The sequence below is a fragment of the Pseudomonas sp. LAM2023 genome (assembly GCF_016620375.1).
In the GTDB taxonomy this organism is placed as follows: Bacteria; Pseudomonadota; Gammaproteobacteria; order Pseudomonadales; family Pseudomonadaceae; genus Aquipseudomonas; species Aquipseudomonas anuradhapurensis.
The window spans coordinates 876,911-898,320 of record NZ_JAENHV010000015.1 but is presented as its reverse complement, the minus strand read 5'-3'; the positions used below and the strand labels follow the sequence as shown (position 1 = coordinate 898,320).

Genomic DNA, 21,410 nt, shown 5'->3' with positions numbered 1-21,410 from the left:
GTAACCCGGTTCATTGCGCTTCTGCCTGCTTCAGCGCCAGCACGTCCTTCGGCGTGACCATGTCGCCCTTGTTGTTGCCCCAGGCGTTGCGCTCGTAGGTGACCACGGCGGCGATATCGACCTCCGACAGCTGCTTGCCGAACGCCGCCATGGCGGTACCCGGCTTGCCATGGAAGACGATGCCCAGGTGGGCCTCCTTGGGCCCGGTAGCGATCTTCGAGCCCTTGAGCGCCGGGAACATCGGCGGCAGGCCCTGGCCTTCGGCCTGGTGACAGGCTACGCAGGTGGTGTGGTAGATCTTGTCGCCGCGCTCCACCAGCTCCTGCAGGGTCCATTCCTTGCTGGTCAGTTCCTTGAGCTTGGCGGCTTCGGCCTTGCGCTCGCCGAGCCAGGTGTCGTAATCGGCCTTGGACTTGACCTCGACCACCACCGGCATGAAGCCGTGATCCTTGCCGCACAGTTCGGTGCACTGGCCACGGTAGATGCCGGGCTTGTCGATGCGAGTCCAGGCTTCGTTGACGAAACCGGGGATGGCATCACGCTTGACCGCAAACGCCGGCACCCACCAGGAGTGAATGACGTCGGCAGCGGTGACCAGGAAGCGCACCTTGGCGCCGACCGGCAGTACCAGCGGCTGGTCGACTTCGAGCAGGTAGTGCTCGTCCTTGGGTGCTTGGTTATGGATCTGGTCGGCAGGGGTGGCCAGGTTGCTGAAGAACTCCACGTCCTGGCCAAGGTATTTGTAGTGCCACTTCCACTGGTAGCCGGTGACCTGGATGTCGATGTCCGGCTCACTGGCGTCGTAGATGTTGATCAGGGTCTTGGTGGCCGGTATGGCCATCGCCACCAGAATCAGGAAAGGGACTACGGTCCAGAGGATTTCCACCCAGGTATGCTCGTGGAAATGCGCAGCCTGCTGGCCGGTGGAGCGGCGGTGGATGACCATCGACCAGAACATCGCGCCAAACACAACCACGCCGATGATCACGCAGATCCAGAAGATGGTCATGTGCAGGTCGAAGACGGCGTTGGAGACTTCCGTCGCCCCTGGGTGCATGTTCACGGTCCAGGCAGCGTTGGCCTGAGCAAAAACCGACCACAACAGGAGGCCCATCCAGACATGTGGATGTCGCATCATTGCGGGTTCCCCTTCTCGTTCTTGTTGTCCCGGAGGCGTGGCCTGCGGCAAGAGGGAACGGCGGTCAAGACTGCTGGCTTCGACGACCGAGCCCCTGCTAAAAGCAGTTGGGCCTCATCAACGAATCACGTTCACCGGGAGTATAGACAGCGACCAATGGCACGCAACGACACCCGTGAAATGAACTTCATGAAATGCCCGATCACCCCGGAAAACCGCGCACTTGACGGGGCATGGCGCGATAATGGCATTTCGATATGCCGGAGCATGCACAGCGTCGCGCCACTTATAACAAATGCGTCTTAGGTATTCTGTATACCGAGCTAATTTAGTGTCTTCCGTTTGAAACGTAACGTCCCTGGAGTTGTCATGAACATCGCTGCTGTACGCGAGCAGATTAGCCAAGCCCACGATCACGAAAGCCGTACCGGCCAGCTGAAAAAGCGTCTCGAGATACAACTGCCCCACCTGCATCCCTCGATCCAACTGCCTGAGCAGGACGCCCAGGGTACTTTGGCGCGCTTCGTCAGAGCCTACATCGACCAGGTACCGGAATTGCTGGAGGCGGCACACGAGGTCGCCCGTGAAGCCGGTATCGAATCGCAGATCACCCCTGTACTGAAGATTGCCGAGGCTTATTTCCTGCAGCCGCCAAGCATGGTGCAAGGGCATGTGGGGCTGGATTGCCTGCTGGATGAAGCCTACCTGGCTCACCGCCTGGTGGAGGAGGTCAACGACCTGTACATCCGCCATTTCAAGCAACCGCTGATACCTGTGGATACCACCGTGGCCAACCTGGTCGCCCACCAGTTGATTGGTGAAACCTTCGCCAACCAGCTGGATGAGGTGGTGCATCATTCGGTGGATCAGATGCTCGACGACGAGAGCTTCGCCAGCGAATCGGTGGAAGCCTATCGCGCAGCCCTGAGCAGCCCGCAGACAGGCGCGGCCTGGAAGCGCTGGCCGTGCCTGTCCCGTCAGTTGAACGTGGCGTTCGGCCAGACAGGCGCCTGACCCGCACGACCGTCCGGGGAAGGCGGTCCTTCTGCTGCCCATTCGGGCTCATCGCTACTGTCATCCCGCCGTCTGAAGGCGGCGCTTTACTATTTCAAGGTGATGACAATGACGATCAGAAGAAACCGAATGTTCACGGACCTGCTGCGTGGTACCTATGGCACGATATGGGGCAACTGGGGCCTCAACCCATCGATCAAGCCTGGCGCCGTCGGCATCGTCGATTCCGATTCCGGCGACTTCAAGCTGGTCGCCGATGCCCTGCCCGGCGTCGAGGTCAGCAAGAATCTGCAGAGCCGCAAGTGGGACTTCAAGTCCAGTGGCGTGACCTGCAGGAGCGTCAGCGCCAAAGGGCAGGGAGTGATCCTCGATCCGGGCACGGGGGTCGAGGTCAAACCGGATGCCGCACTGGAGTGGACCTTCGACAAGGAAAATGCCATTACCTCCGAGTTTGCCATCGCCGGTGAGCACAGCATCTGCAACCTTTGCGTGCTGGACGATCAGTACGAATGGCTGCTTGCCCAGGCACGCAAGGTGAACATGGCAACCAGCGCCGGTATATCGGAAGGTTTTGGCGTCGTCACCTCGGTGGTCTACGCCAGCAGTGGCCTGAATGCGGTGTCAAAGAAGAGCAAGGCAAGCTTCACCGTTGCCGGCAGCGCGACTGGCCTGAACCGGTTGCTCGGTGAAGAGGGCATTTCGGGCAACGGCAAGGCGAGCTACCTGTTCACCAGCAACTCAAGTGAAGTCGAGACACACACCCTGCCGGCCAAAAGCGGTGAAGTGGCAACAGCCCCCCTGCCTGTGGCCTATTACTTCGCATCGTACGCAGGCAGCCGGGTGTTGATTCCGAGCTGGGTCGGCAAGATCGGCGTATTGAACCTGCATGTCGACAGCAAGGCCTCGTCTCTGACTACCTACGTCACCAAAGTCACACTCGCCTACCAGACGCCCTCTGGCCCTGTGGAACATTCCAGCACCGTAATCGGCGGTAGCTCGGCGAGCTTTGGCGATATCCCGCTGACAGCCACCGAGATGGTGCTGACAGCGGAATTCGTCAACATCGGCGCCAATACCCGCAAATCGCTGAAGTGGAACACCCCCGCCACCGAGTGGCTGGGTGGCACCCGTACGGTCAACCTGACCGGTACCTGGCCGGGTTCACCAGAGATGATCGAGGTGAAGAACTGACCTCAGGCACCCGCCACGCTTCGCAGACGTCCCTCCACCCTGCGCTTGAGCCCTCGTTGTTCAATGCGCAGGATCGAGCCACTGGTTCTGCTCCAGTCCTCCAGCAGCTCCAGGCAGGAGTGGTCGATGTAGGTCAGGTTGGCCAGCGGCACATGCAACGTAGTCCCCGCAGGCACGCTATCGAGTACCTGGGTCAGGGCAGGTACCTTGAGGAAGGTTGCCGCACCGCTCAGGCGTAACTCCATATGGCCGCTGGTCTCGAGCTGGGCGAGGCTGATCTTCAGGCGTGCCGCCTTGAAGGCCAGCTTCAGCAGCGTCAGGGCAAAGCCCAGCAACACCCCGGTCAACAGGTCGGTAAAGACGATCGTCACGGCTGTTGCCACGTAGGTGAACATCGGCATCCTGCCGTAGCGGCTCAGGCCGCGCAGGGCCTTGAAGTCGACCAGCTTCACGCCGGTGTACACCAGCACGCCCGCCAGGCTCGCCACCGGAATCTGCTGCAGCACGCTGCCCAGAGCCACGACGAACGCCAACAACCATGCGCCATGCAGAATGGCCGAAGCCCGTGTTTGTGCACCTGCCTGTACGTTGGCCGAGCTGCGTACGATGACGCCAGTCATTGGCAGCGCGCCCAGCAACCCGCAAAGCATGTTGCCAATCCCTTGTGCCGAGAGCTCACGGTCGAAGTCTGAACGTTGCCCGCTATGCATGCGATCCACCGCAGCGGCGGACAACAAGGTTTCGGCGCTGGCGATGAAGGCCAATGCGAAAGCGGCCACCAGCAGGGACGGATCGGCCAGCTTCATGAGGTCATCGGGGCGGATCCAGTCGATGGCTTCGGTCAGGTCCGTCGGCACCTGTACCCGGTTCACCGGCAGTGCCAGCCACATGGCGATAACCGTCATCGCTGCCACGCCCAACAAGGCACCGGGAACGAAACGCAGCTTGCGCGGCCGCAAGCGCTCCCACCCCCACATGATGGCGATGGTACCCAGCCCGAGTGCACCGGCTTGCCAACCAGAGCCCGCATTCTCCACCGGCAGGGCAGCCGCCACGGTCGAAGGAAATTCCACCAGGTTCTGCAGGCCCGAAGGCTGCGGTGTTGTGTCGAACATCACATGCACCTGGGACAGCACGATCAGCACACCGATACCTGCGAGCATGCCGTAAACAACCGCCGGGGCGGTGACACGGAACCAGCACCCCAGGCGCAGGCGCCCGGCCAGCAATTGCAGCAGGCCAGCCAGCAGCAAGATCGGCCCGAGCATGGCCATGCCATGCTGGCGCACCAGTTCGAACACCAGCACGGCCAGGCCAGCGGCCGGGCCACTCACCTGCAGCGGCGAGCCAGCGAGGAAACCCACGACGATGCCGCCGATGATGCCGGTAATCAGGCCTTTGGCCGGCGGCATCCCCGAAGCGATTGCAATACCCATGCATAACGGCAGGGCTACCAGGAAGACCACCACCGACGCCAGCAACTCACGCGGCAGGGCCGCTTTCAACTGTGTAATGTTCACCGTTGTTTCTCCTTTCTCTGTCACACAGCCATTCCCCTGGCCATGGGCACGTTTGCCCCTGACAAGCGCGCAGGCGCGGGCCGCCAGCAGGCATGCCGGCAGGGCAGTCAGGGAATTCAGGGCAGCCGAAAGCCGCGCCACACCCCAGCAGGGTGCAGCCGGCTATCAAGGTTCCAGCGGGTGGATGGGTCGCTTAGTAGCGGCCTCTCGGAGTAGCGCAGGGGACCGGCTCGCCAGCGGCAAGCGGCAGGAAGCTGTCGCTGGCAGCGTCGTAGGCTTCGATCTTGCTGGTCTCGATGTCGTAGACCCAGCCATGGATAAACAGCTCACCGGCTGCCAGGCGCGAAGCCACCGAAGGGTGAGTGCGCAGGTGATGCAACTGAGCGATGACGTTTTCCTTGGTCAGCACTTGCATCGTTTCGTGTTCGCTACCGCACGAACAGTTGTTCTCGACCACGGTGCGGGCCACTTCGGCGTGGCGCAGCCAGGCGGAAACGGTCGGCATCTTGGTCAGCGATTGCGGGTTGAGCACTGCACGCATTGCGCCGCAGTCAGAGTGGCCACAGACGATGATGTGGTGCACTTTCAACGCCAGCACCGCGTACTCGATAGCGCTGGAAACGCCGCCATTCATCTGGCCATAAGGCGGTACTACGTTACCGACGTTACGGGTCACGAACAGGTCGCCTGGCGAACTCTGGGTGATAAGCTCGGGAACGATGCGCGAGTCGGCGCAGGTGATGAACATGGCACGTGGGGTTTGCGCGGTGGCGAGCTTCTTGAATAGCTCTTGCTGCTCGGGGAAAACGTCATGGTGAAAACGCAGGAAGCCGTCGACGATGTGCTTAAGGGCGGCATCGGCGCTCTCCGCGGGGACCTGCGGAACAACCTTGGATGGGTCCTTGATGGGCATGATTCATCCTCTTGACGGTGTGTAGGTAAATCCATTTTACCGGTGAAAGATTTTGGCTATGCAGGGTTTTAGATGACGCGCATGGGCCATAGATCACAGTCGCTGCAAACTGATTTGCTACGCTAGCGGGGAAAACTTAACTGAAACTTAATTCGACAGCTCTAGAACGGCCGTTCCAGAACAAAGAGGCGGGAATTGAATAATAGCAAAAAACCATCAACTGCCAAGAGCCATTACCACAATTATTTGCTTGCATGAGTCTCACTGAGGGTTTGCAACGTGCGCTTTTCCCACTAGAACAGTGCCATCTGTCCACCGGGCGGGCAGAACGCCGAGCAATCCAGCGCCTGCGCTTCCCGTCCCTCGAAGTCCAGCCGTTTCATGGCCTTGGCGAACCGCTGCGCCAGTAAATCAGCGAACACCCCTTCACCGCGCATGCGCGCACCAAACCGGCTGTCATACAGCTCACCACCACGGCTCTGACGGATCAGGCTCAGGACGTGTGCCGCCCGTTGCGGGTAATGGTCCTGCAGCCACTGTTCGAACAACGGCGCCACCTCCAGCGGCAGCCGCAGCATCATGTAGGCCGCACTCTGTGCACCGGCCTCCCGGGCCGCTTCGAGCAGGTGCTCCAACTCACTGTCGTTGATCATCGGAATCATCGGTGAACACAGCACACCTACCGGCACGCCGGCCTCGCGCAATACGCGAATGGCACGCAACCTTGCCTTGGGCGAGGCCGCACGCGGCTCGAGCACCCGCTTGAGGCCATCGTCCAGGGTTGTCAGGCTGATCATCACCCGTGCCAGGCGCTGGCTGGCCATTTCGACCAGCAGGTCGAGGTCGCGCAAGACCAGCGCGCCTTTGGTGACGATGGTCACCGGGTGGCGAAAGCGCAGCAGCACTTCGAGCAGGCGACGGGTCAACATCTGTTCCCGCTCGATTGGCTGGTATGGGTCGGTATTGGAGCCCAGGTTGATCGGCGCGCAGACATAACCCGGCTTGCTCAGTTGTTGCGCCAGCACCTCGGCAGCGTTGGTCTTGGCGATCAGCTTGGTCTCGAAATCCAGGCCGGGGGAAAGGTCCCAGTAAGCATGCGAAGGACGGGCGTAGCAGTAGATGCAGCCATGCTCGCAACCGCGGTAAGGATTGATCGAACGGTCGAAGGGCAGGTCGGGCGAGGTATTGCGGCTGATTACCGACTTGGCCATCTCGACCCGCACCTCGGTGCCCTGGGTTTGCGGCACCTCCTGGTACCAGCCGTCATCCTCCGCCACCGAATGGCTCGGGGCGAAACGGTTATACGGATTGTGCGCCGTACCACGGCCCTTTGGCGGTGCTGGATGAATCATGGCCCTACCTCGACACTGTATCCATATACAGTAAAGGGTGCGCCACGATCTTTCCAGCACCTCTGGTCAGCACACCTTCACGCCAAACCATGCCAGCGCAGGAATGCCGTAGGGCTCGCCTGTCGGCCAAGGAATGCCTCGATGCCTTCGCGCAATGGCCGCGATGCCCCTGGCGCGAACAGCGCCTCCTGCAGTTCACGGCCAGTCGCCCGGTCCAGCAGCCCTGCCGCTTCAAAGCGGGTGAACAGGTCGAAGGCGTGCACATCCGACCACAGGTACGCGTAATAGCCTGCATCGTAGCCATTCACCAGGTGGTCGAAGGCATGCGCCGGGTGCTCGAAGCCTGCCAGGGGCCAATAACCGCAACGCTCGCGAGCCTGCTCCAGGCGTTGCTCGAGCGTCCTGCCGTCGTTTGGCGTGGCATGCAGGTCCAGATCGAACAGCGCCAGGCTCAGATCACGCGCAATCTCTTCCACGCCTTGCTGGCGCAAGCGATACAGACATTCACCGACCCGCGCACGGTCAAGCGGCCTGCCATCCAGCTGGTGCGACGAGATCGCCACCAGGTAATCCGCGTCCCAGACCCAGCGCTCGAACAACTTGCCGACCAGTTCCACGCCATCGGTACCGAGTTCGGTAACGTTGGACATCACATGATTGGTCGTGCGCACCAGCAAATGGTGCAGGGCGTGGCCGAACTCATGGAACAGCTTGCGAAGCGACAGGTGGTCGAGCAACGGCTGGTCACCCGGCAACGCTTGCGGCACGTCACTGAAGACTACCACCGAGGCCGCCTGGTAGATCCCTTCGGCATCGACCCGGCGGTTGCGTATATAGGTGGTGAACACCGAGTCAGGCTGCTTGCCAGCATGCTGTACGGCATCCAGGTAGAGGAAACCGATGAAGGCGTTGTCCTGCCACACTTCGAACGGCTGCACGCTGTCATCCCAGGTGGCCAGCGGCCTGGGCTGCAACACTACGCCCAACAGCTGCTCCGCCAACTGCTGCAACGCAGTGACGACGGCATTGAGCGGGAAGTATTCGCGCAGGGTTTCGGTGGTGAGAACAGCAGTGTGCCCTGCCTCGAGGTAGGCAATGTCCCAGGGCTGCACAGGCGCCAGCCCTTGGGCAGCCGCCCGGCGTTCGATTTCCGCGCGCCGTTGCAACATGCCAGGGCGGACTTGGTCCGCCAGGTGGCGAAGAAAGCCCCGTACCTCGTCCACCGCGCCCGCACTCTTCACCAGCAGGCTTTGCTCCAGATGGCTGGCGAAGCCAAGCAAGCGCGCCTTTTCGTCAAGCCACGTCGCCAGTTGCTGCAAGTGCAAGCGATTATCCTGCCCAGGCTCGTCACTGACCCCGCGGGCATGGTAAGCGCGATACACACGCTCACGTAACGGGCGGTTACTGGCGTACTTGAGCGCGTCATCAGTGGCCACGCTTTCACAGGCGATCAACCAGCCCGACTCCCCTGCTTCCCGCGCGCGTTCGGCCCATTCATCGCGCACCCGCTGCGGGATGCCGCTCAGCTCGGTTTCATCGGTGATGCTCAAACCTGGCCGGTTGATATTGGCGCGGAAAGCCTCGCGTGCAGTGCCGATTTGCGCCTGCAGTTGGGCCAGGCGCGCCTTGCCGGCGGCGTCGAGCTTCGCACCATTGGCGTTGAACTTGTCCAGATGCCAGCGCAAGGTCGCGCGTTTGCGGGCATCCAGCTGCTTGCCGATATCGCTGTTGGCAAGGCGCTCATACAGCGCCTGCAGCGCAGAGTTGGCGAACTTCTGGTCGAAGCGTGCCGTAACCCTGCCATAAAACCCGATAATGGCATTGGCCCAGTCATCATCCCGGCCAACCAGGGGTGAAGCGGCGTACAGCACTGACAGCAGCTGGGCATCCAGGCCATCCACCGCCAACACCATGTCATCCCAGGTAGGCATCGCCTTCTGGTCGCGGATGATGCGGTCGATGCCTTGCTCATGTGCCAACAGCACATGCGCGAAGGCAGCAGCCATGTTTTCCAGGGTGATCGCCGAATAATCGACGGGGATATGGCTATTTTGCAGAAGCGGGTTGTCCATGACGCTACACCTTGCTCGTAGTGGGGAGCAGGGGAGCTTGCAGGGTTGCTGCGCGGCACGAGGCCTGACTATCTACCACCCGGGCATGCGCCCGGGCGGCACTGCGGCTTCAGTCAGCCGGTTTCTTCAGCTTCGGGTTGGGGAAGAACTGCACGGTCTGAACCTTGGCGGGCGCCGCTTTCGGTGCCAGCTGGTTGACCCGCGTGCCGAGTTCCTTCGGCACCGACAGGCCCTGCTCGTTGAGGGTGTCGGTAAAGCCGCAGGCCACGCACTCGCGGTGCGGTACGCCGTCTTCGTTCCACATCATCAACTTGTCGGTCTCGCTGCATGCCGGGCACACCGCGCCGGCAATGAAGCGCTTCTTGGTCTTGTTCACGGCTACCTCACTCATGCTGCAGCGTCCTCGCTCAGGCCACTGTGGCGCAGCAAGGCATCGATGGAAGGTTCACGGCCACGGAAGTCGACGAACAGCACCATCGGCTCGCGCGAACCGCCGCGAGCCAGAATCGCCTCGCGGAAGGCGCGACCGGTCTCGGCATTCAGCACGCCCTCTTCCTCGAAGCGCGAGAAGGCATCGGCAGACAGCACTTCGGCCCACTTGTAGCTGTAGTAGCCGGCTGCATAGCCGCCCGCGAAGATGTGCGCAAAGCTGTTGGGGAAGCGGTTGTACGCCGGCGGGCGCATCACCGACACCTCGTCACGTACGCCTTCGAGTACCTGAAGCACACTGCGACCATCGCCATGGCTGGCGTGCAGTTCGAAGTCGAACAGCGAGAACTCCAGCTGGCGCACCATCATCATGCCCGACTGGAAGTTCTTCGCCGCCAGCATCTTGTCCAGCAGGTCCTGCGGCAGAGGCGCACCGGTTTCAAAGTGGCCGGATATCAGCGCCAGGCCTTCAGGTTCCCAGCACCAGTTTTCCATGAACTGGCTGGGCAGCTCGACAGCGTCCCAGGCCACGCCATTGATACCGGAAACACCGGCATGCTCGATGCGGGTCAGCAAGTGGTGCAGGCCGTGACCGAACTCGTGGAACAGCGTGGTCACTTCATCATGGGTCAGCAAGGCCGGCTTGCCGGGCGCAGCCGGGGTAAAATTGCAGACCAGGTTGGCCACAGGGCTCTGCAGGCGGCCATCGGCCGTGCGGCGACGGTCACGGGCGCCGTCCATCCAGGCACCGCCACGCTTGTTGGCGCGAGCGTACAGGTCGAAGAAGAAGCGGCCGATGTGCTGGCCGTTTTCCTTGATCTCGAACAGGCGCACGTCCGGGTGCCAGCTGTCGAAGCCCTTGAGTTCGGCAATTTCGATGCCGTACAGGCGCTGAACGATGCTGAACAGACCACCCAGCACCTTGTCGATCGGGAAGTAGGCGCGCAGGGCCTCCTGCGACACGTTGTAGCGCTGTTCACGCAGCTTTTCGCCGAAGTAACCGGCGTCCCAGCTGGCCAGCTCGGGGCAGCCCTGCTCGGCGGCATAGGCCTTGAGCTGCGCCAGGTCCTGTGCGGCGAACGGCTTGGAACGCTTGGCCAGGTCGCGCAGGAAGCTCAGCACCTGGTCGCTGGACTCGGCCATCTTGGTGGCCAGGCTCAGTTCGGCGTAATTTTTGTAACCCAGCAGTTCGGACAACTCCTGGCGCAGGGCGAGGATTTCCTGCATCACCGGGCCGTTGTCGAACTGACCGGCATTCGGGCCCTGATCCGAGGCACGGGTGCAGTAGGCGGCATACAGCTCTTCGCGCAAGGCGCGGTCATCGGCGTAGGTCATCACCGCGTAGTAGCTGGGGAACTCCAGGGTGATCAGCCAGCCGTCGAGCCCCTTGGCCTGGGCTGCTGCCGCCATCTGCGCCTTGGCCGAGTCGGTCAGGCCGGCCAGTGCGGCTTCGTCGGTGACGTGCTTGGTCCAGGCTTGGGTAGCGTCGAGCAACTGGTTGGAGAAGCGGCTGCCCAGCTCGCTGAGCTTGCTCTGCACTTCGGCGTAGCGCTGCTGCTTGTCCGCCGGCAGGTCGATACCCGACAGGCGGAAGTCACGCAGGGCATGCTCGAGGATAGTCTTCTGCGCCACGTCGAAGCCGGCAGCCTCCGGGCTGTCGATCAGCGCCTGGTAGGCTTCGAACAGCGCTCGGTTCTGCCCAAGTTCGGTAGAGTAGGCGCTAAGCGCCGGCAGGCATGACTCATAGGCCTCACGCAGCTCGGGGCTGTTGCACACCGCATTGAGGTGGCTGACCGGGCTCCAGGCGGCGCCCAGGCGATCGTTCAATTCGTCCATGGCCAGCACCAGGCCAGCCCAGGTAGGGTTCTTGCCCTGCTTTTCGAGGATCTCGGCAATGGCTTTACGGTTGTCGGCCAGGATCGCTTCGATCGCCGGCAACACGTGTTCGGCACGGATTTGCGAGAAGGGCGGCAGATCGTAGGACTGCAGAAGCGGGTTGTTCGCACTCACGGTTTGGATACCTTGGCAGAAGAAACACTGGCCCATCTTAATTACAATCGACGCCGACCGCAGCAGGCAGCCTGCCTATCGGCACAGATGAGAGACGCTATCATGGCCATCCGAAGCTTCCAGCAACACACTCCGAAAGTTGGACCACGGGCCTTCGTCGACCGTTCGGCGATCGTGCTGGGCGACGTGGAAATCGGCGAGGACAGCTCGGTGTGGCCGCTGACCGTGGTGCGCGGCGACATGCACCGTATCCGCATCGGCGCACGCACCAGCGTGCAGGACGGCAGTGTCCTGCACATCACCCACGCCAGCACATATAACCCTGACGGCTTCCCGCTGATCATCGGCGACGAAGTGACCATCGGCCACAAGGTCATGCTGCATGGCTGCACCCTGGGCAACCGCATCCTGGTCGGCATGGGCAGCACCATCATGGACGGCGCCATCGTCGAGGACGAAGTGATCATTGGTGCCGGCAGCCTGGTACCGCCGGGCAAGCGCCTGGTCAGTGGCTACCTGTACATGGGTAGCCCGGTGAAACAGGCCCGGCTGCTGAACGACCAGGAGCATGCGTTCTTTGCCTACAGCGCCAGCAACTATGTGAAGCTCAAGGACCAGCACCTGGCCGAAGGCTACGATCAACCTGAATGACCGCATTCGCGGGCTTGCCCGCTCCCACAGGTCTAGTGGAGTATTCAAGGCCAGCGCTGTACCTGTGGGAGCGGGCGAGCCCGCGAAGAAGGCCACGCAGCACTCAAGTGGAACCTATGTAAATGCACCAGCAGAACATCCTCTTCGACCTCGACGGCACCCTGACCGACCCGCGCCAGGGCATCACCCGCTCGATCCAGTACGCCTTGGCCAAGCTGGGCATCGACGAGCCGGACCTGGCCCGCCTCGAACACTTTATCGGCCCGCCCTTGCTGCAGGCATTCATGCAGTTCTATGGCTTCGACGAGGCCAAGGCCTGGGAGGCGGTGAACTTCTACCGGGAACGCTTCCGCGTCACCGGCCTGTATGAAAACCTGGTGTTCGAAGGTGTGCCGGAACTGCTCGCAGCCCTGAATGGCCAAGGCCGCACCCTGTACATCGCTACCTCCAAGCCCTGGGAGTTCGCCCGTAAAATTGCCCGTCACTTCGCTTTCGACCACCATTTCAAGGTGATCTATGGCAGTGAACTGGATGGCACACGCACCAACAAGGTCGAGCTGATTCGCCACCTGCTGGACGAAGAGGGGCTGGACCCGGCGCAGACGCTGATGATCGGCGACCGCAAGCATGACCTGATCGGTGCGCGCAGCAACGGCTTGCAGGCGGTGGCGGTGGGGTATGGGTTTGGCAGCCGGGAGGAGTTGATGGCGGAGGAGCCGGCCTATCACTTTGCAACCTTGGCCGAAATGCATCGAGCGTTTCTCGAGGCTTGAGGGCCATGGGGCTGCTTTGCAGCCCATCGCGACACAAGGCCGCTCCTACCAGGACCGCGTAGGCTTTGCATCGCGATGGGCCGCAACATCTGATGGGTTGATCATCAACCGCTGCAACGTCGCTTTGCGCTCCTCGATCGGCAGCTGTCCCAACTGCTCCACCCGCTGATAAAACCGCGCCCAGTCCCCACCCACCTCGCGGAACAGTGCTGCGAACGCTGGCACCCACTGGTCATACAGCCCGAACGGCAACAGCTTGGCATTGTTCATCGGCCCATACATCCAGGCGTCGTAACGCTTGTCGCCGCCCCACTGGCCGTCACGCAGCAGCCGGTACTCCCGCCGCAACCGCTCGAACTCGGCCTGCTTGGCCACGCGCTTTTGCGCATCGTCCAACGGCTGGGCATAAATGGCCTGCAACCGCTCGCGGCTGGCCAGTACGAGCCGGATGAACTGGTCACGCTGCGGCCCCTGGGCCTGGTCAACCGCTGCAAGCCCACGCGCCACGCGCCATTGCCGCGTGCCCTCCTGCTCGACGAAGGAGGCGAATGACTCGTTGAACTCGGTGTCGTCCTGCACATAGAAGCGCTGGTGGGCCAGTTCATGGAAGATCAACGTGGCCAGGCGCTCATCGCCCCAGCCAACCATCGACGACAGGATCGGGTCATCGAACCAGCCCAGGGTCGAATAGGCTTCCACGCCGCTCACGTACACGTCCATGCCGTCCTGCCGCATCAACGCCGCCGCCCCGCGTGCCGCCCCCAGCTGGTAGTAACCGCGATACGCCACGCAGCCGGCGATCGGGAAGCAGTGCGTGACCGGCTGCAGTGACAGCTCGGGAGTGGCGAACACATTCCACACCACAAAGGGCCGGCCAAGCTCCACGTACACCCGGTAGCTACGGTTGTCCGGCAATTTCAGCTGCTGGCTGGCAAACGCGCGTGCCTGCTCGGCATGCGTCAGTCGCTCACGCAACTTCGGCGAGGTAGCAGGGTCGGCCACTACTCGCTCCACCGACTGACGGGCACGCAGCAGTTGCCACTGGCCTTCGGCCAACTGCCCGTAATAGGTCGTACTGGCACAACCGTTCAGCAGGAGCGCGGCAAGCGGGGGAACCAAACGGGTGAAAAAGCGGTCGAGTGCCCCAGGGCCCGAGCGCTGAACAAGAAAAAATCGAAGCATCCGGTAGGTCAGACTCGCTCTAGGCCGTTTCACTTCAAGACTATCTCGCCAAGGGGGAGTTTCGCCATGCGCGCACTGTTGGTTGCCGGCTCACTGTTGCTGATATCCGCCTGCTCGACCCTGCCGGACCCGGACCCGAACCAGGCCTGGATCGACCTCACCCCCTACGACAACACCTCGCTGCATGCGCTGCAGGTCGATGAACGAGACTGGGCCGACAGCCGTTATTTCGAAGTGCCGCCCGGCAGCCATGAGCTGACCGTGCGCTACCAGTTCCCGGTTACCCCCAGCAATATCGGCCCGGTCGACGAGCCGCTGTGGCGCGACTGCCAGGTCAAGCTGACCTTCAAGGACTTCAGCGCCGGCCAGCGCTACCAGCTGCAGGCTGGCAGTATCGGTTTCCGCCCCTGGATCAAGCTCTACGACCATCAGCAAAAGCTGGTCGGCCAGGGCCTGCCCGCTGGCTGTCAGCACAGCTGACACGCACGAATGGCGCTATGCTTGTAGCGTGTAATTCGCAAGCGGGAGTCTTGCCATGCGCCAGCCCATGATGCTGATAGCCCTCAGTACACTGGGGGCCTGCGCCAGCCCCTTGCCGCCCGTCGACCCCAAGCAGGCCTGGGTCGACCTCTACACCACCACCCCAGGCAGGGTCATCATGGCCGACCGCCTCGACGGAAAACGACTGGATGACGGCCGTTACTTCCAGATGACGCCGGGCAAGCACGAACTGGTCGTGCGCTTCGATTACGAAATCTACTCCGGCGGCATCACCACCGATCCCAGGGACCGAACTTGCTACCTGACCGTGCGCTTCGACAACTTCAAGGCCGGGGAACGCTATCGCCTGGAGGCACGCGCACCCGTGATGGAGCCGCAAGTACGGCTGTATGACGGCAACCGCAAGGTGGTGGTCAACGAACCTAGCGAAGTATTCTGCATTCCGTGATCACGGGCTGCTGCACGGCCCCCGGGGCTAGGACCTACTGGTCATTCTTTTGGTAGATGATCTTCTTGCTGCCTCCATCACAGGTCCCGACGACCATGCTCGGGTCTTTCACTTCGCTGTTGGGCACGATTTCCAGGGTGTAGGAGGGAACCCCCTGGGCCTGTATCTTGGTCTCGATCTCGGCCTTGAGCTCCTCGCACGGCTTCACCGCCGCCAGCGCAGAGGTGGCGACCAGGGAAGCCAACACGGTGATTGCTACGCGAATCATGAAACGGCTCCTGAAAGGGGCAGCATGCTGCCGACGCTGTCTAGACTACAGCAAACCGCCCTCATTGCACCGTTTCAGCCCACCAGTGCCGCATCCAGGCTGATCCTGGCGTTCAGTACCTTGGATACCGGGCAGCCCGCCTTGGCCTTGTTGGCGATATCCAGGAACTGCGCCTCGCTTGCTCCGGGGACCTTGGCCCGCAGTACCAGGTGCACGGCGGTAATGGCAAAGCCATCAGGCTGCTTGTCGAGGGTCACCTCGGCGGCAGTGTCGATCCGCTCGGCAGTCAGCCCCGCTTCGCCCAGCATCATCGACAACGCCATCGAGAAGCAGCCGGCATGTGCTGCGCCGATCAGCTCTTCCGGATTGGTGCCGGGCGAGCCTTCGAAACGGGTATTGAAACCGTAGGGGTTCTGCTTGAGCGCGCCGCTTTCCGTGGAGAGCAGGCCTTTGCCGTCCTTCAGGCCACCTTGCCAGATCGCCGATGCTGTCTTTTTCATGCTACCTCCTGGTCACTGGTTCATACCTACCGGTTCAGAGGCCTGTCGCGTCTGCCAAGTTCAGCGCAATCTGACCACAGGCATTGAATCCAACGAATGCGCCCATACAGAGTCAAAAAGGCCTCTGGCCAACCATTCCTGCGGAGGCACCATGACCCAGTTGCGTGACCTGAAAATATCCACCCTCGATCTGGTGCCCGTGCGCGCCGACGCCGGCCCGGCCCAGTCGCTACGCAACTCGCTGGACCTGGCGCAACACGTCGAACGCTTTGGCTACCATCGCTTCTGGGTAGCCGAACACCACAACATGGACGGCATTGCCAGTTCCGCCACTGCGGTGCTGATCGGTTACCTGGCCGGTGGTACTTCGAGCATTCGCGTGGGCTCTGGCGGGGTCATGCTGCCCAACCATGCACCGCTGGTGATCGCCGAACAGTTCGGCACCCTGGCCAGCCTGTATCCAGGGCGCATCGACCTGGGCCTGGGCCGTGCCCCGGGCTCCGACCAGATGACCGCCTACGCCCTGCGCCGCGACCGTGCTGGCGGCCCGGACGATTTCCCGGACGACGTCGAGGAGTTGTCGCGCTACCTCGGCCCGCGCACCGATGACCAGAAAGTGATTGCGGTGCCAGGGCACGACACCGAAGTACCGATGTGGCTGCTTGGCTCCAGCCTGTTCAGTGCCCAGCTGGCTGGTATGCGCGGCATGCCCTATGCCTTCGCCTCACACTTCGCGCCGCGCTACATGCACGAGGCGATCCGCGTGTACCGCAACCACTTCAAGCCGTCGACCACGCTGGACAAGCCGTACGTGATGCTGGGTATTCCGATGGTCGTGGCGGAAACCGACGAGAAGGCCGAATACCTGGCCACTTCGGTGTACCAGCGTATCCTGGCGCTGATCCGCGGGCAGAGCCTTATGCAGAAGCCGCCGGTGGCAAGCATGGAGGGCCTGTGGCTACCGCATGAGCGGGATGCGGTGGGCAGTTTCCTGGGCCTGGCGATGATTGGCAGCCCAGAGAAAGTGCGGGCCAAGGTGGAAGTGCTGCTGGAGCAGACCGGGGCGGATGAGCTGATCTTTACCTGTGATCTGTACGAGCATGCCGACCGGGTGCGGTCGTACGAGCTGCTGGCGCAGGCCCTCAGGGCCGAGTGACCTCCTGCGCCGGCAATCCCGGCGCGGTTACCTGTAGGAGCGGCCTTGTGTCGCGAAGGGCTGCGAAGCAGCCCCGGCTATTGTGCACCTGCGCTGAAATCCTGGGGCTGCTTCGCAGCCCTTCGCGACACAAGGCCGCTCCTACAGGGACAGCGCCACGTTCAAGCCTATCTGGCCGACGAAGACGCCAGGCCGTCAGCCACGGCGGTACACGATCTCCTTGGTGCCGGCCTCGCAGCTACCAATCACCTTGCCCGCCGGTTCGCCCTTCTTCACCACCTCCAAGGTGTATCCCTGAACACCTTTGGCATCCAGCTTGGCTGTAATCTCCGCCTTCAGTTCCTCGCAGGGCTTGCCTGCTGCCAGCGCCCCACCGGCCAGGCTCATCAGGCCCAGCACCAGAATCAGCTTGCTCATCGATCGCTTTCCTTGTGCAGATGAAATCAGAAGGGCGCCTGCCAAGGCGCCCGCTTCCTAAATATCCCATCCTGCCGGACTCATCCAGCCCGGTAACGTTTCAGCTGTTGGCGATACGGAAGCCAACCTTCAGCGTGACCTGGAAGTGTGCAGCCTTGTTGTCACGGATATGACCACGAGTGTCGACCACCTCGAACCACTCCAGGTGCTTGATGCTCTTGCCAGCTTCGGCCAGGGCGTTGTTGATCGCCTCTTCGATGCTGGTGGTCGAAGACCCTACCAGCTCGATCTTCTTGTAAGTGTGATGATCGGTCATGAGCACTCTCCTTGGATGACGGTGTGATTGAGCCTAGCAGCGCAGGCAGGGTTTACCTGCGAGCCGCCACGAATGTGGAAAGTTCGATCGCACTTTCGCTTCGCTTGGCAGTCGCAACTTCTACAGCCCACAACGCGAAGGAGAGTCAACATGCCCCGCAATTCGCTGCGAAAAGCATCCCTGGAAAGCATGGAAGCCGAGATCGAAAGCCTGCTGAAGAGCCTGGAAAGCCTCAAACACGACGCCTCGGAAGAATCCCAGAAGTCGGTCAAGGCCATCCGCAGCAGCGCCGAGAGCGCCCTTCGCCATTCTCGTAGCCTGCTGAGCGACGCCTACGAGGAAATGAAGCAGCGCACCCGCCAGACCGGCATCGCTACCCGTGACTACGCGCAGCAGCACCCTTACACCACGGCAGGTGTTGCCATCGGTGCACTGGGCCTGCTGGCGGCGTACCTGCTGTGCAAACGCAACTAAGCGCCTTGACCGGCCAGTTCGGCGCGTAGCCACTGTGCCAACTGCTCGGCGCGTCCGTCTGCGGCGCGCTGGGGCACCCATAACGCCAGCACTGCCGAAGTAGGGGAAAAGCCCCAAGGCGCACGCAAACGCCCCGCCCGAAGGTCATCGGCGACCAGCGGCTGCGGCGCAATAGCTACGCCCAGGCCCGCTACAGCAGCTTCCAGCAGGTAGTACAAGTGCTCGAAGGCCTGCCCATACTGCAATGCCCTCGGGTCCAGCCCCTGTTCTGCCGCCCAGGTCGGCCAGGCCTGCGGGCGCGAGGTGGTGTGCAGCAAGGCCTCGTCGAGCAAGGCGTTGGCAGGTGCGCCCTGCAATCGCTCGAAACCGGCAAAATGCGGGCTGAGCACCGGCCCGATGCGTTCCTCGGCCAGCACATGCACCTGCATGTCCGTCGGCCATGGCGGCTCGGCATATACCAACAGCGCATCCAGCCCCGGCCGGCGCGGGTCGAGGTCGCCTTCGCCTGCCGACAGGTGCAGGCGCAGCTCGGGCAAATCGGCCTTCAGCCGCCCCAGCCGCGGTATGAACCAGCGCGCCAACAAGCTGCCCGAGCAACCCAGGACAAACGGCGCCTCACTCACATCTCGGCTGAGTTCAGCACATACGCTGCGCAGCCGATCGAACGCTTCGCCGCTGGCATCACGCAGGCGCATACCGGCATCTGTGAGTTTGATGCCACGTCCGTCCTTGACGAACAGCGCAACCCCCAGGTGTTCTTCAAGCACCTTGAGCTGCCGGCTGACGGCGCCATGGGTGACATGCAGCGCTTCAGCCGCCTGGCTGACGCTATTAAGCCGGGCGGTGGCCTCGAAGGCTCGCAGGGCGTTGAGGGGAGGGAGGTCGTGAGCCATTTTACCTGTGAGTTTTCCTGACAAGTTTGCGCAATCTTATCGGTTTTCAGCCAGGCCTGTCGTGGTTAGAGTAAAGCCCATACCTCATCGACTACGCCTTGGAGCGCCCCATGACCCAGTCCCAATACCGCCCCGGCCCAGATGCCAATGGCCTGTTCGGCTCGTTCGGCGGCCGCTACGTGGCCGAAACCCTGATGCCACTGGTGCTGGACCTGGCCCGCGAATACGAAGCCGCCAAGGCAGACCCGAAATTCCTTGAAGAGCTGGCCTATTTCCAGCGCGACTACATCGGGCGTCCCAACCCGCTGTACTTCGCCGAGCGCCTGACCGAGCACTGCGGCGGTGCAAAGATCTTCTTCAAGCGTGAAGAGCTCAACCACACCGGCGCGCACAAGGTGAACAACTGCATCGGCCAGGTGCTGCTGGCCAAGCGCATGGGCAAGAAGCGCCTGATCGCAGAAACCGGTGCCGGCATGCACGGCGTTGCCACTGCTACCGTTGCCGCGCGCTTCGGCCTGCCTTGCGTGATCTACATGGGCGCCACAGACATCGAGCGCCAGCAGGCCAACGTGTTCCGCATGAAGCTGCTAGGTGCCGAGATCGTCCCGGTCACCGCCGGCACCGGCACCCTCAAAGACGCCATGAACGAGGCCCTGCGCGACTGGGTCACCAACGTCGAAGACACCTTCTACCTGATCGGTACCGTGGCCGGCCCACACCCGTACCCAGCCATGGTTCGCGACTTCCAGTCGATCATCGGCAAGGAAACCCGCGCCCAGTTGCAAGAGAAGGAAGGCCGCCTGCCAGACAGCTTGGTCGCCTGCGTCGGTGGCGGTTCCAATGCCATGGGCCTGTTCCATGAATTCCTGGAAGAGCCGAGCGTGCAGATCATTGGCGTCGAAGCCGGTGGCCATGGCGTGCACACCGACAAACATGCCGCCAGCCTCAACGGCGGTGTCCCAGGCGTGCTGCACGGCAACCGTACCTACCTGCTGCAGGACGCAGACGGCCAGATTACCGACGCCCATTCGATTTCCGCCGGCCTGGACTACCCGGGCATCGGCCCGGAGCATGCCTACCTGCACGAAGTGAAACGTGTGGAATACGTCAGCATCACCGACGACGAAGCGTTGGATGCGTTCCACGCCACCTGCCGCCTGGAAGGCATCATCCCGGCCCTGGAGAGTTCCCATGCCTTGGCCGAGGCGATCAAGCGCGCGCCGAAGCTGCCCAAGGACCACTTGATGGTCGTGTGCCTGTCGGGCCGCGGCGACAAAGACATGCAAACCGTCATGAACCACATGGCTGCCCAGGAGAAACAGGCATGAGCCGTCTTGAACAACGCTTCGCCGAGCTGAAGGCCGAAGGCCGCTCGGCACTGGTCACCTTCATTACCGCGGGCGACCCGGGCTACGACGCCTCGCTGCAGATCCTCAAGGGCCTGCCGGCAGCCGGTGCCGACGTGATCGAACTGGGCATGCCGTTCACCGACCCGATGGCCGATGGCGTGGCCATCCAGCTGGCCACCCTGCGTGCCCTGGAAGCCGGCCAGACCCTGGCCAAGACCCTGCAGATGGTTCGCGATTTCCGTGTGGGTGACCAGGCCACGCCGATCGTGCTGATGGGCTACTACAACCCGATCCACCGCTTTGGCGTGGAACAGTTCGTGGCCGAGGCCAGGCAAGCGGGCGTCGATGGCCTGATCATCGTCGACCTGCCGCCGGAGCACGACGCCGAACTGGCTACCCCGGCCCAGGCCGCAGGCATCGACTTCATCCGCCTGACCACCCCGACCACCGACGATGTGCGCCTGCCGCGCGTGCTGGAGCGCAGCTCCGGGTTCGTCTACTACGTGTCGGTGGCCGGTGTGACCGGCGCCGGCTCGGCCACCACCGAACACGTGACCGAGGCCATTGCCCGCCTGCGTCGGCATACCGACCTGCCGATCAGCGTTGGCTTCGGCATTCGTACGCCGGAGCAGGCGGCGAACATCGCCCGCCTGGCGGATGGTGTGGTGGTGGGCTCGGCACTGGTCGACAAGATTGCCCAGGCCAAGAGTGGCGAGCAAGCGGTGAACGATGTGTTGAGCCTCTGCGCGGCACTGGCTGAAGGGGTGCGCGGCGCTCGCCGCTGATCCGCGTCGCCATCTTCGCGGGCTCGCCCGCTCCCACAGGTACAGCGCCGTGCTCAGG

The 21,410-nt window shown here is 62.5% G+C and carries 23 protein-coding genes; 10 read left to right on the top strand and 13 right to left on the bottom strand.

The features are described 5' to 3' along the window. Window positions 1-10: 10 nt before the first annotated feature. Entirely contained in the window at window positions 11-1,138 is a 1,128-nt protein-coding gene (gene coxB, locus JKP78_RS09705; RefSeq protein ID WP_186683858.1) for a cytochrome c oxidase subunit II, read from the bottom strand. Window positions 1,139-1,507: 369 nt separating this feature from the next. On the opposite strand from coxB, the gene JKP78_RS09700 reads away from it, so the two are divergent. Next, on the top strand, window positions 1,508-2,152 hold the full coding sequence (locus JKP78_RS09700; RefSeq protein ID WP_170027636.1) for a hypothetical protein: 645 nt from the start codon (window positions 1,508-1,510) through the stop codon (window positions 2,150-2,152). A 102-nt stretch (window positions 2,153-2,254) separates the two neighbouring features. Beyond that, a complete protein-coding gene (locus JKP78_RS09695) occupies window positions 2,255-3,343 on the top strand; it encodes a hypothetical protein (protein WP_225931911.1) in 1,089 nt (362 codons plus the stop codon). A gap of 2 nt (window positions 3,344-3,345) precedes the next feature. Here JKP78_RS09695 and JKP78_RS09690 read toward each other — a convergent pair whose 3' ends face one another. The 6 genes from JKP78_RS09690 to prlC form a co-directional block, all read right to left on the bottom strand. Beyond that, on the bottom strand, window positions 3,346-4,863 hold the full coding sequence (locus JKP78_RS09690; RefSeq protein ID WP_200626593.1) for a SulP family inorganic anion transporter: 1,518 nt from the start codon (window positions 4,861-4,863) through the stop codon (window positions 3,346-3,348). A gap of 193 nt (window positions 4,864-5,056) precedes the next feature. Further along, window positions 5,057-5,776 (bottom strand): carbonic anhydrase, encoded by a 720-nt coding sequence (locus tag JKP78_RS09685; RefSeq protein WP_063912352.1) that lies wholly within the window; start codon window positions 5,774-5,776, stop codon window positions 5,057-5,059. A 293-nt stretch (window positions 5,777-6,069) separates the two neighbouring features. Continuing rightward, window positions 6,070-7,128 carry a PA0069 family radical SAM protein gene (locus JKP78_RS09680; protein WP_200626592.1) on the bottom strand — a complete coding sequence of 353 codons (1,059 nt, stop codon included), beginning with the start codon at window positions 7,126-7,128 and terminating at the stop codon, window positions 6,070-6,072. A 77-nt stretch (window positions 7,129-7,205) separates the two neighbouring features. Then, the gene (locus JKP78_RS09675; protein WP_186683861.1) at window positions 7,206-9,200 is read right to left on the bottom strand and encodes a M3 family metallopeptidase; all 1,995 of its coding nucleotides are present in this window, start codon (window positions 9,198-9,200) and stop codon (window positions 7,206-7,208) included. Between the two features lie 109 nt (window positions 9,201-9,309). Continuing rightward, entirely contained in the window at window positions 9,310-9,591 is a 282-nt protein-coding gene (locus JKP78_RS09670) for a YheV family putative zinc ribbon protein (protein ID WP_170027626.1), read from the bottom strand. After that, window positions 9,588-11,675 (bottom strand): oligopeptidase A, encoded by a 2,088-nt coding sequence (gene prlC / locus JKP78_RS09665; protein ID WP_186683862.1) that lies wholly within the window; start codon window positions 11,673-11,675, stop codon window positions 9,588-9,590. The genes JKP78_RS09670 and prlC overlap by 4 nt, the downstream gene beginning before the upstream one ends. 66 nt (window positions 11,676-11,741) lie before the next feature. Between prlC and JKP78_RS09660 the strand changes: the two genes are divergently transcribed. Both JKP78_RS09660 and JKP78_RS09655 read left to right on the top strand, forming a co-directional pair. After that, entirely contained in the window at window positions 11,742-12,290 is a 549-nt protein-coding gene (locus JKP78_RS09660) for a gamma carbonic anhydrase family protein (RefSeq protein WP_170027622.1), read from the top strand. A gap of 122 nt (window positions 12,291-12,412) precedes the next feature. Next, window positions 12,413-13,063 (top strand): HAD family hydrolase, encoded by a 651-nt coding sequence (locus JKP78_RS09655; protein WP_200626591.1) that lies wholly within the window; start codon window positions 12,413-12,415, stop codon window positions 13,061-13,063. Between the two features lie 45 nt (window positions 13,064-13,108). On the opposite strand, the gene JKP78_RS09650 is transcribed toward JKP78_RS09655, so the two are convergent. Continuing rightward, entirely contained in the window at window positions 13,109-14,245 is a 1,137-nt protein-coding gene (locus tag JKP78_RS09650) for an aminopeptidase (protein ID WP_200626590.1), read from the bottom strand. Window positions 14,246-14,311: 66 nt separating this feature from the next. Here JKP78_RS09650 and JKP78_RS09645 point away from each other — a divergent pair, with 66 nt between their 5' ends. Continuing rightward, window positions 14,312-14,725 carry a PA0061/PA0062 family lipoprotein gene (locus JKP78_RS09645; protein WP_186683868.1) on the top strand — a complete coding sequence of 138 codons (414 nt, stop codon included), beginning with the start codon at window positions 14,312-14,314 and terminating at the stop codon, window positions 14,723-14,725. Window positions 14,726-14,780: 55 nt separating this feature from the next. Then, the gene (locus JKP78_RS09640) at window positions 14,781-15,194 is read left to right on the top strand and encodes a PA0061/PA0062 family lipoprotein (RefSeq protein WP_186683870.1); all 414 of its coding nucleotides are present in this window, start codon (window positions 14,781-14,783) and stop codon (window positions 15,192-15,194) included. 34 nt (window positions 15,195-15,228) lie between these two features. Here JKP78_RS09640 and JKP78_RS09635 read toward each other — a convergent pair whose 3' ends face one another. Continuing rightward, on the bottom strand, window positions 15,229-15,462 hold the full coding sequence (locus JKP78_RS09635) for a DUF1161 domain-containing protein (protein WP_170027612.1): 234 nt from the start codon (window positions 15,460-15,462) through the stop codon (window positions 15,229-15,231). Window positions 15,463-15,536: 74 nt separating this feature from the next. Further along, the gene (locus tag JKP78_RS09630; RefSeq protein ID WP_170027610.1) at window positions 15,537-15,962 is read right to left on the bottom strand and encodes an OsmC family protein; all 426 of its coding nucleotides are present in this window, start codon (window positions 15,960-15,962) and stop codon (window positions 15,537-15,539) included. 151 nt (window positions 15,963-16,113) lie between these two features. On the opposite strand from JKP78_RS09630, the gene JKP78_RS09625 reads away from it, so the two are divergent. Further along, window positions 16,114-17,118: an LLM class flavin-dependent oxidoreductase gene (locus JKP78_RS09625; protein WP_186683872.1), complete on the top strand. Its 1,005-nt coding sequence runs from the start codon at window positions 16,114-16,116 to the stop codon at window positions 17,116-17,118. Between the two features lie 195 nt (window positions 17,119-17,313). On the opposite strand, the gene JKP78_RS09620 is transcribed toward JKP78_RS09625, so the two are convergent. After that, window positions 17,314-17,535: a DUF1161 domain-containing protein gene (locus tag JKP78_RS09620; RefSeq protein ID WP_186683874.1), complete on the bottom strand. Its 222-nt coding sequence runs from the start codon at window positions 17,533-17,535 to the stop codon at window positions 17,314-17,316. A 100-nt stretch (window positions 17,536-17,635) separates the two neighbouring features. Continuing rightward, a complete protein-coding gene (locus JKP78_RS09615; protein WP_170027603.1) occupies window positions 17,636-17,851 on the bottom strand; it encodes a dodecin in 216 nt (71 codons plus the stop codon). Window positions 17,852-18,001: 150 nt separating this feature from the next. Between JKP78_RS09615 and JKP78_RS09610 the strand changes: the two genes are divergently transcribed. Next, window positions 18,002-18,325, top strand: coding sequence for a DUF883 family protein (locus tag JKP78_RS09610; RefSeq protein WP_170027601.1), 324 nt, complete (start codon window positions 18,002-18,004; stop codon window positions 18,323-18,325). On the opposite strand, the gene JKP78_RS09605 is transcribed toward JKP78_RS09610, so the two are convergent. Then, window positions 18,322-19,218, bottom strand: a complete 897-nt coding sequence (locus tag JKP78_RS09605; protein ID WP_186683876.1) for a LysR family transcriptional regulator — start codon at window positions 19,216-19,218, stop codon at window positions 18,322-18,324. The two genes, JKP78_RS09610 and JKP78_RS09605, sit on opposite strands and share 4 nt — an antisense overlap. Window positions 19,219-19,328: 110 nt before the next feature. Here JKP78_RS09605 and trpB point away from each other — a divergent pair, with 110 nt between their 5' ends. Further along, window positions 19,329-20,546, top strand: a complete 1,218-nt coding sequence (trpB, locus tag JKP78_RS09600; protein WP_012269890.1) for a tryptophan synthase subunit beta — start codon at window positions 19,329-19,331, stop codon at window positions 20,544-20,546. Next, entirely contained in the window at window positions 20,543-21,352 is an 810-nt protein-coding gene (gene trpA / locus JKP78_RS09595) for a tryptophan synthase subunit alpha (protein WP_200626589.1), read from the top strand. Before trpB ends, trpA begins: the two co-directional genes overlap by 4 nt. Window positions 21,353-21,410: the final 58 nt, after the last annotated feature.

Bases quoted from the DNA above. Each gene is read 5' to 3' on its own strand.
- coxB (WP_186683858.1), bottom strand. From the start codon at position 1,138: ATGATGCGACATCCACATGTCTGGATGGGCCTCCTGTTGTGGTCGGTT.
- JKP78_RS09700 (WP_170027636.1), top strand. From the start codon at position 1,508: ATGAACATCGCTGCTGTACGCGAGCAGATTAGCCAAGCCCACGATCAC.
- JKP78_RS09695 (WP_225931911.1), top strand. From the start codon at position 2,255: ATGACAATGACGATCAGAAGAAACCGAATGTTCACGGACCTGCTGCGT.
- JKP78_RS09685 (WP_063912352.1), bottom strand. From the start codon at position 5,776: ATGCCCATCAAGGACCCATCCAAGGTTGTTCCGCAGGTCCCCGCGGAG.
- JKP78_RS09680 (WP_200626592.1), bottom strand. From the start codon at position 7,128: ATGATTCATCCAGCACCGCCAAAGGGCCGTGGTACGGCGCACAATCCG.
- JKP78_RS09675 (WP_186683861.1), bottom strand. From the start codon at position 9,200: ATGGACAACCCGCTTCTGCAAAATAGCCATATCCCCGTCGATTATTCG.
- JKP78_RS09670 (WP_170027626.1), bottom strand. From the start codon at position 9,591: ATGAGTGAGGTAGCCGTGAACAAGACCAAGAAGCGCTTCATTGCCGGC.
- prlC (WP_186683862.1), bottom strand. From the start codon at position 11,675: ATGGGCCAGTGTTTCTTCTGCCAAGGTATCCAAACCGTGAGTGCGAAC.
- JKP78_RS09660 (WP_170027622.1), top strand. From the start codon at position 11,742: ATGGCCATCCGAAGCTTCCAGCAACACACTCCGAAAGTTGGACCACGG.
- JKP78_RS09655 (WP_200626591.1), top strand. From the start codon at position 12,413: ATGCACCAGCAGAACATCCTCTTCGACCTCGACGGCACCCTGACCGAC.
- JKP78_RS09650 (WP_200626590.1), bottom strand. From the start codon at position 14,245: ATGCTTCGATTTTTTCTTGTTCAGCGCTCGGGCCCTGGGGCACTCGAC.
- JKP78_RS09645 (WP_186683868.1), top strand. From the start codon at position 14,312: ATGCGCGCACTGTTGGTTGCCGGCTCACTGTTGCTGATATCCGCCTGC.
- JKP78_RS09640 (WP_186683870.1), top strand. From the start codon at position 14,781: ATGCGCCAGCCCATGATGCTGATAGCCCTCAGTACACTGGGGGCCTGC.
- JKP78_RS09635 (WP_170027612.1), bottom strand. From the start codon at position 15,462: ATGATTCGCGTAGCAATCACCGTGTTGGCTTCCCTGGTCGCCACCTCT.
- JKP78_RS09630 (WP_170027610.1), bottom strand. From the start codon at position 15,962: ATGAAAAAGACAGCATCGGCGATCTGGCAAGGTGGCCTGAAGGACGGC.
- JKP78_RS09625 (WP_186683872.1), top strand. From the start codon at position 16,114: ATGACCCAGTTGCGTGACCTGAAAATATCCACCCTCGATCTGGTGCCC.
- JKP78_RS09620 (WP_186683874.1), bottom strand. From the start codon at position 17,535: ATGAGCAAGCTGATTCTGGTGCTGGGCCTGATGAGCCTGGCCGGTGGG.
- JKP78_RS09615 (WP_170027603.1), bottom strand. From the start codon at position 17,851: ATGACCGATCATCACACTTACAAGAAGATCGAGCTGGTAGGGTCTTCG.
- JKP78_RS09610 (WP_170027601.1), top strand. From the start codon at position 18,002: ATGCCCCGCAATTCGCTGCGAAAAGCATCCCTGGAAAGCATGGAAGCC.
- JKP78_RS09605 (WP_186683876.1), bottom strand. From the start codon at position 19,218: ATGGCTCACGACCTCCCTCCCCTCAACGCCCTGCGAGCCTTCGAGGCC.
- trpB (WP_012269890.1), top strand. From the start codon at position 19,329: ATGACCCAGTCCCAATACCGCCCCGGCCCAGATGCCAATGGCCTGTTC.
- trpA (WP_200626589.1), top strand. From the start codon at position 20,543: ATGAGCCGTCTTGAACAACGCTTCGCCGAGCTGAAGGCCGAAGGCCGC.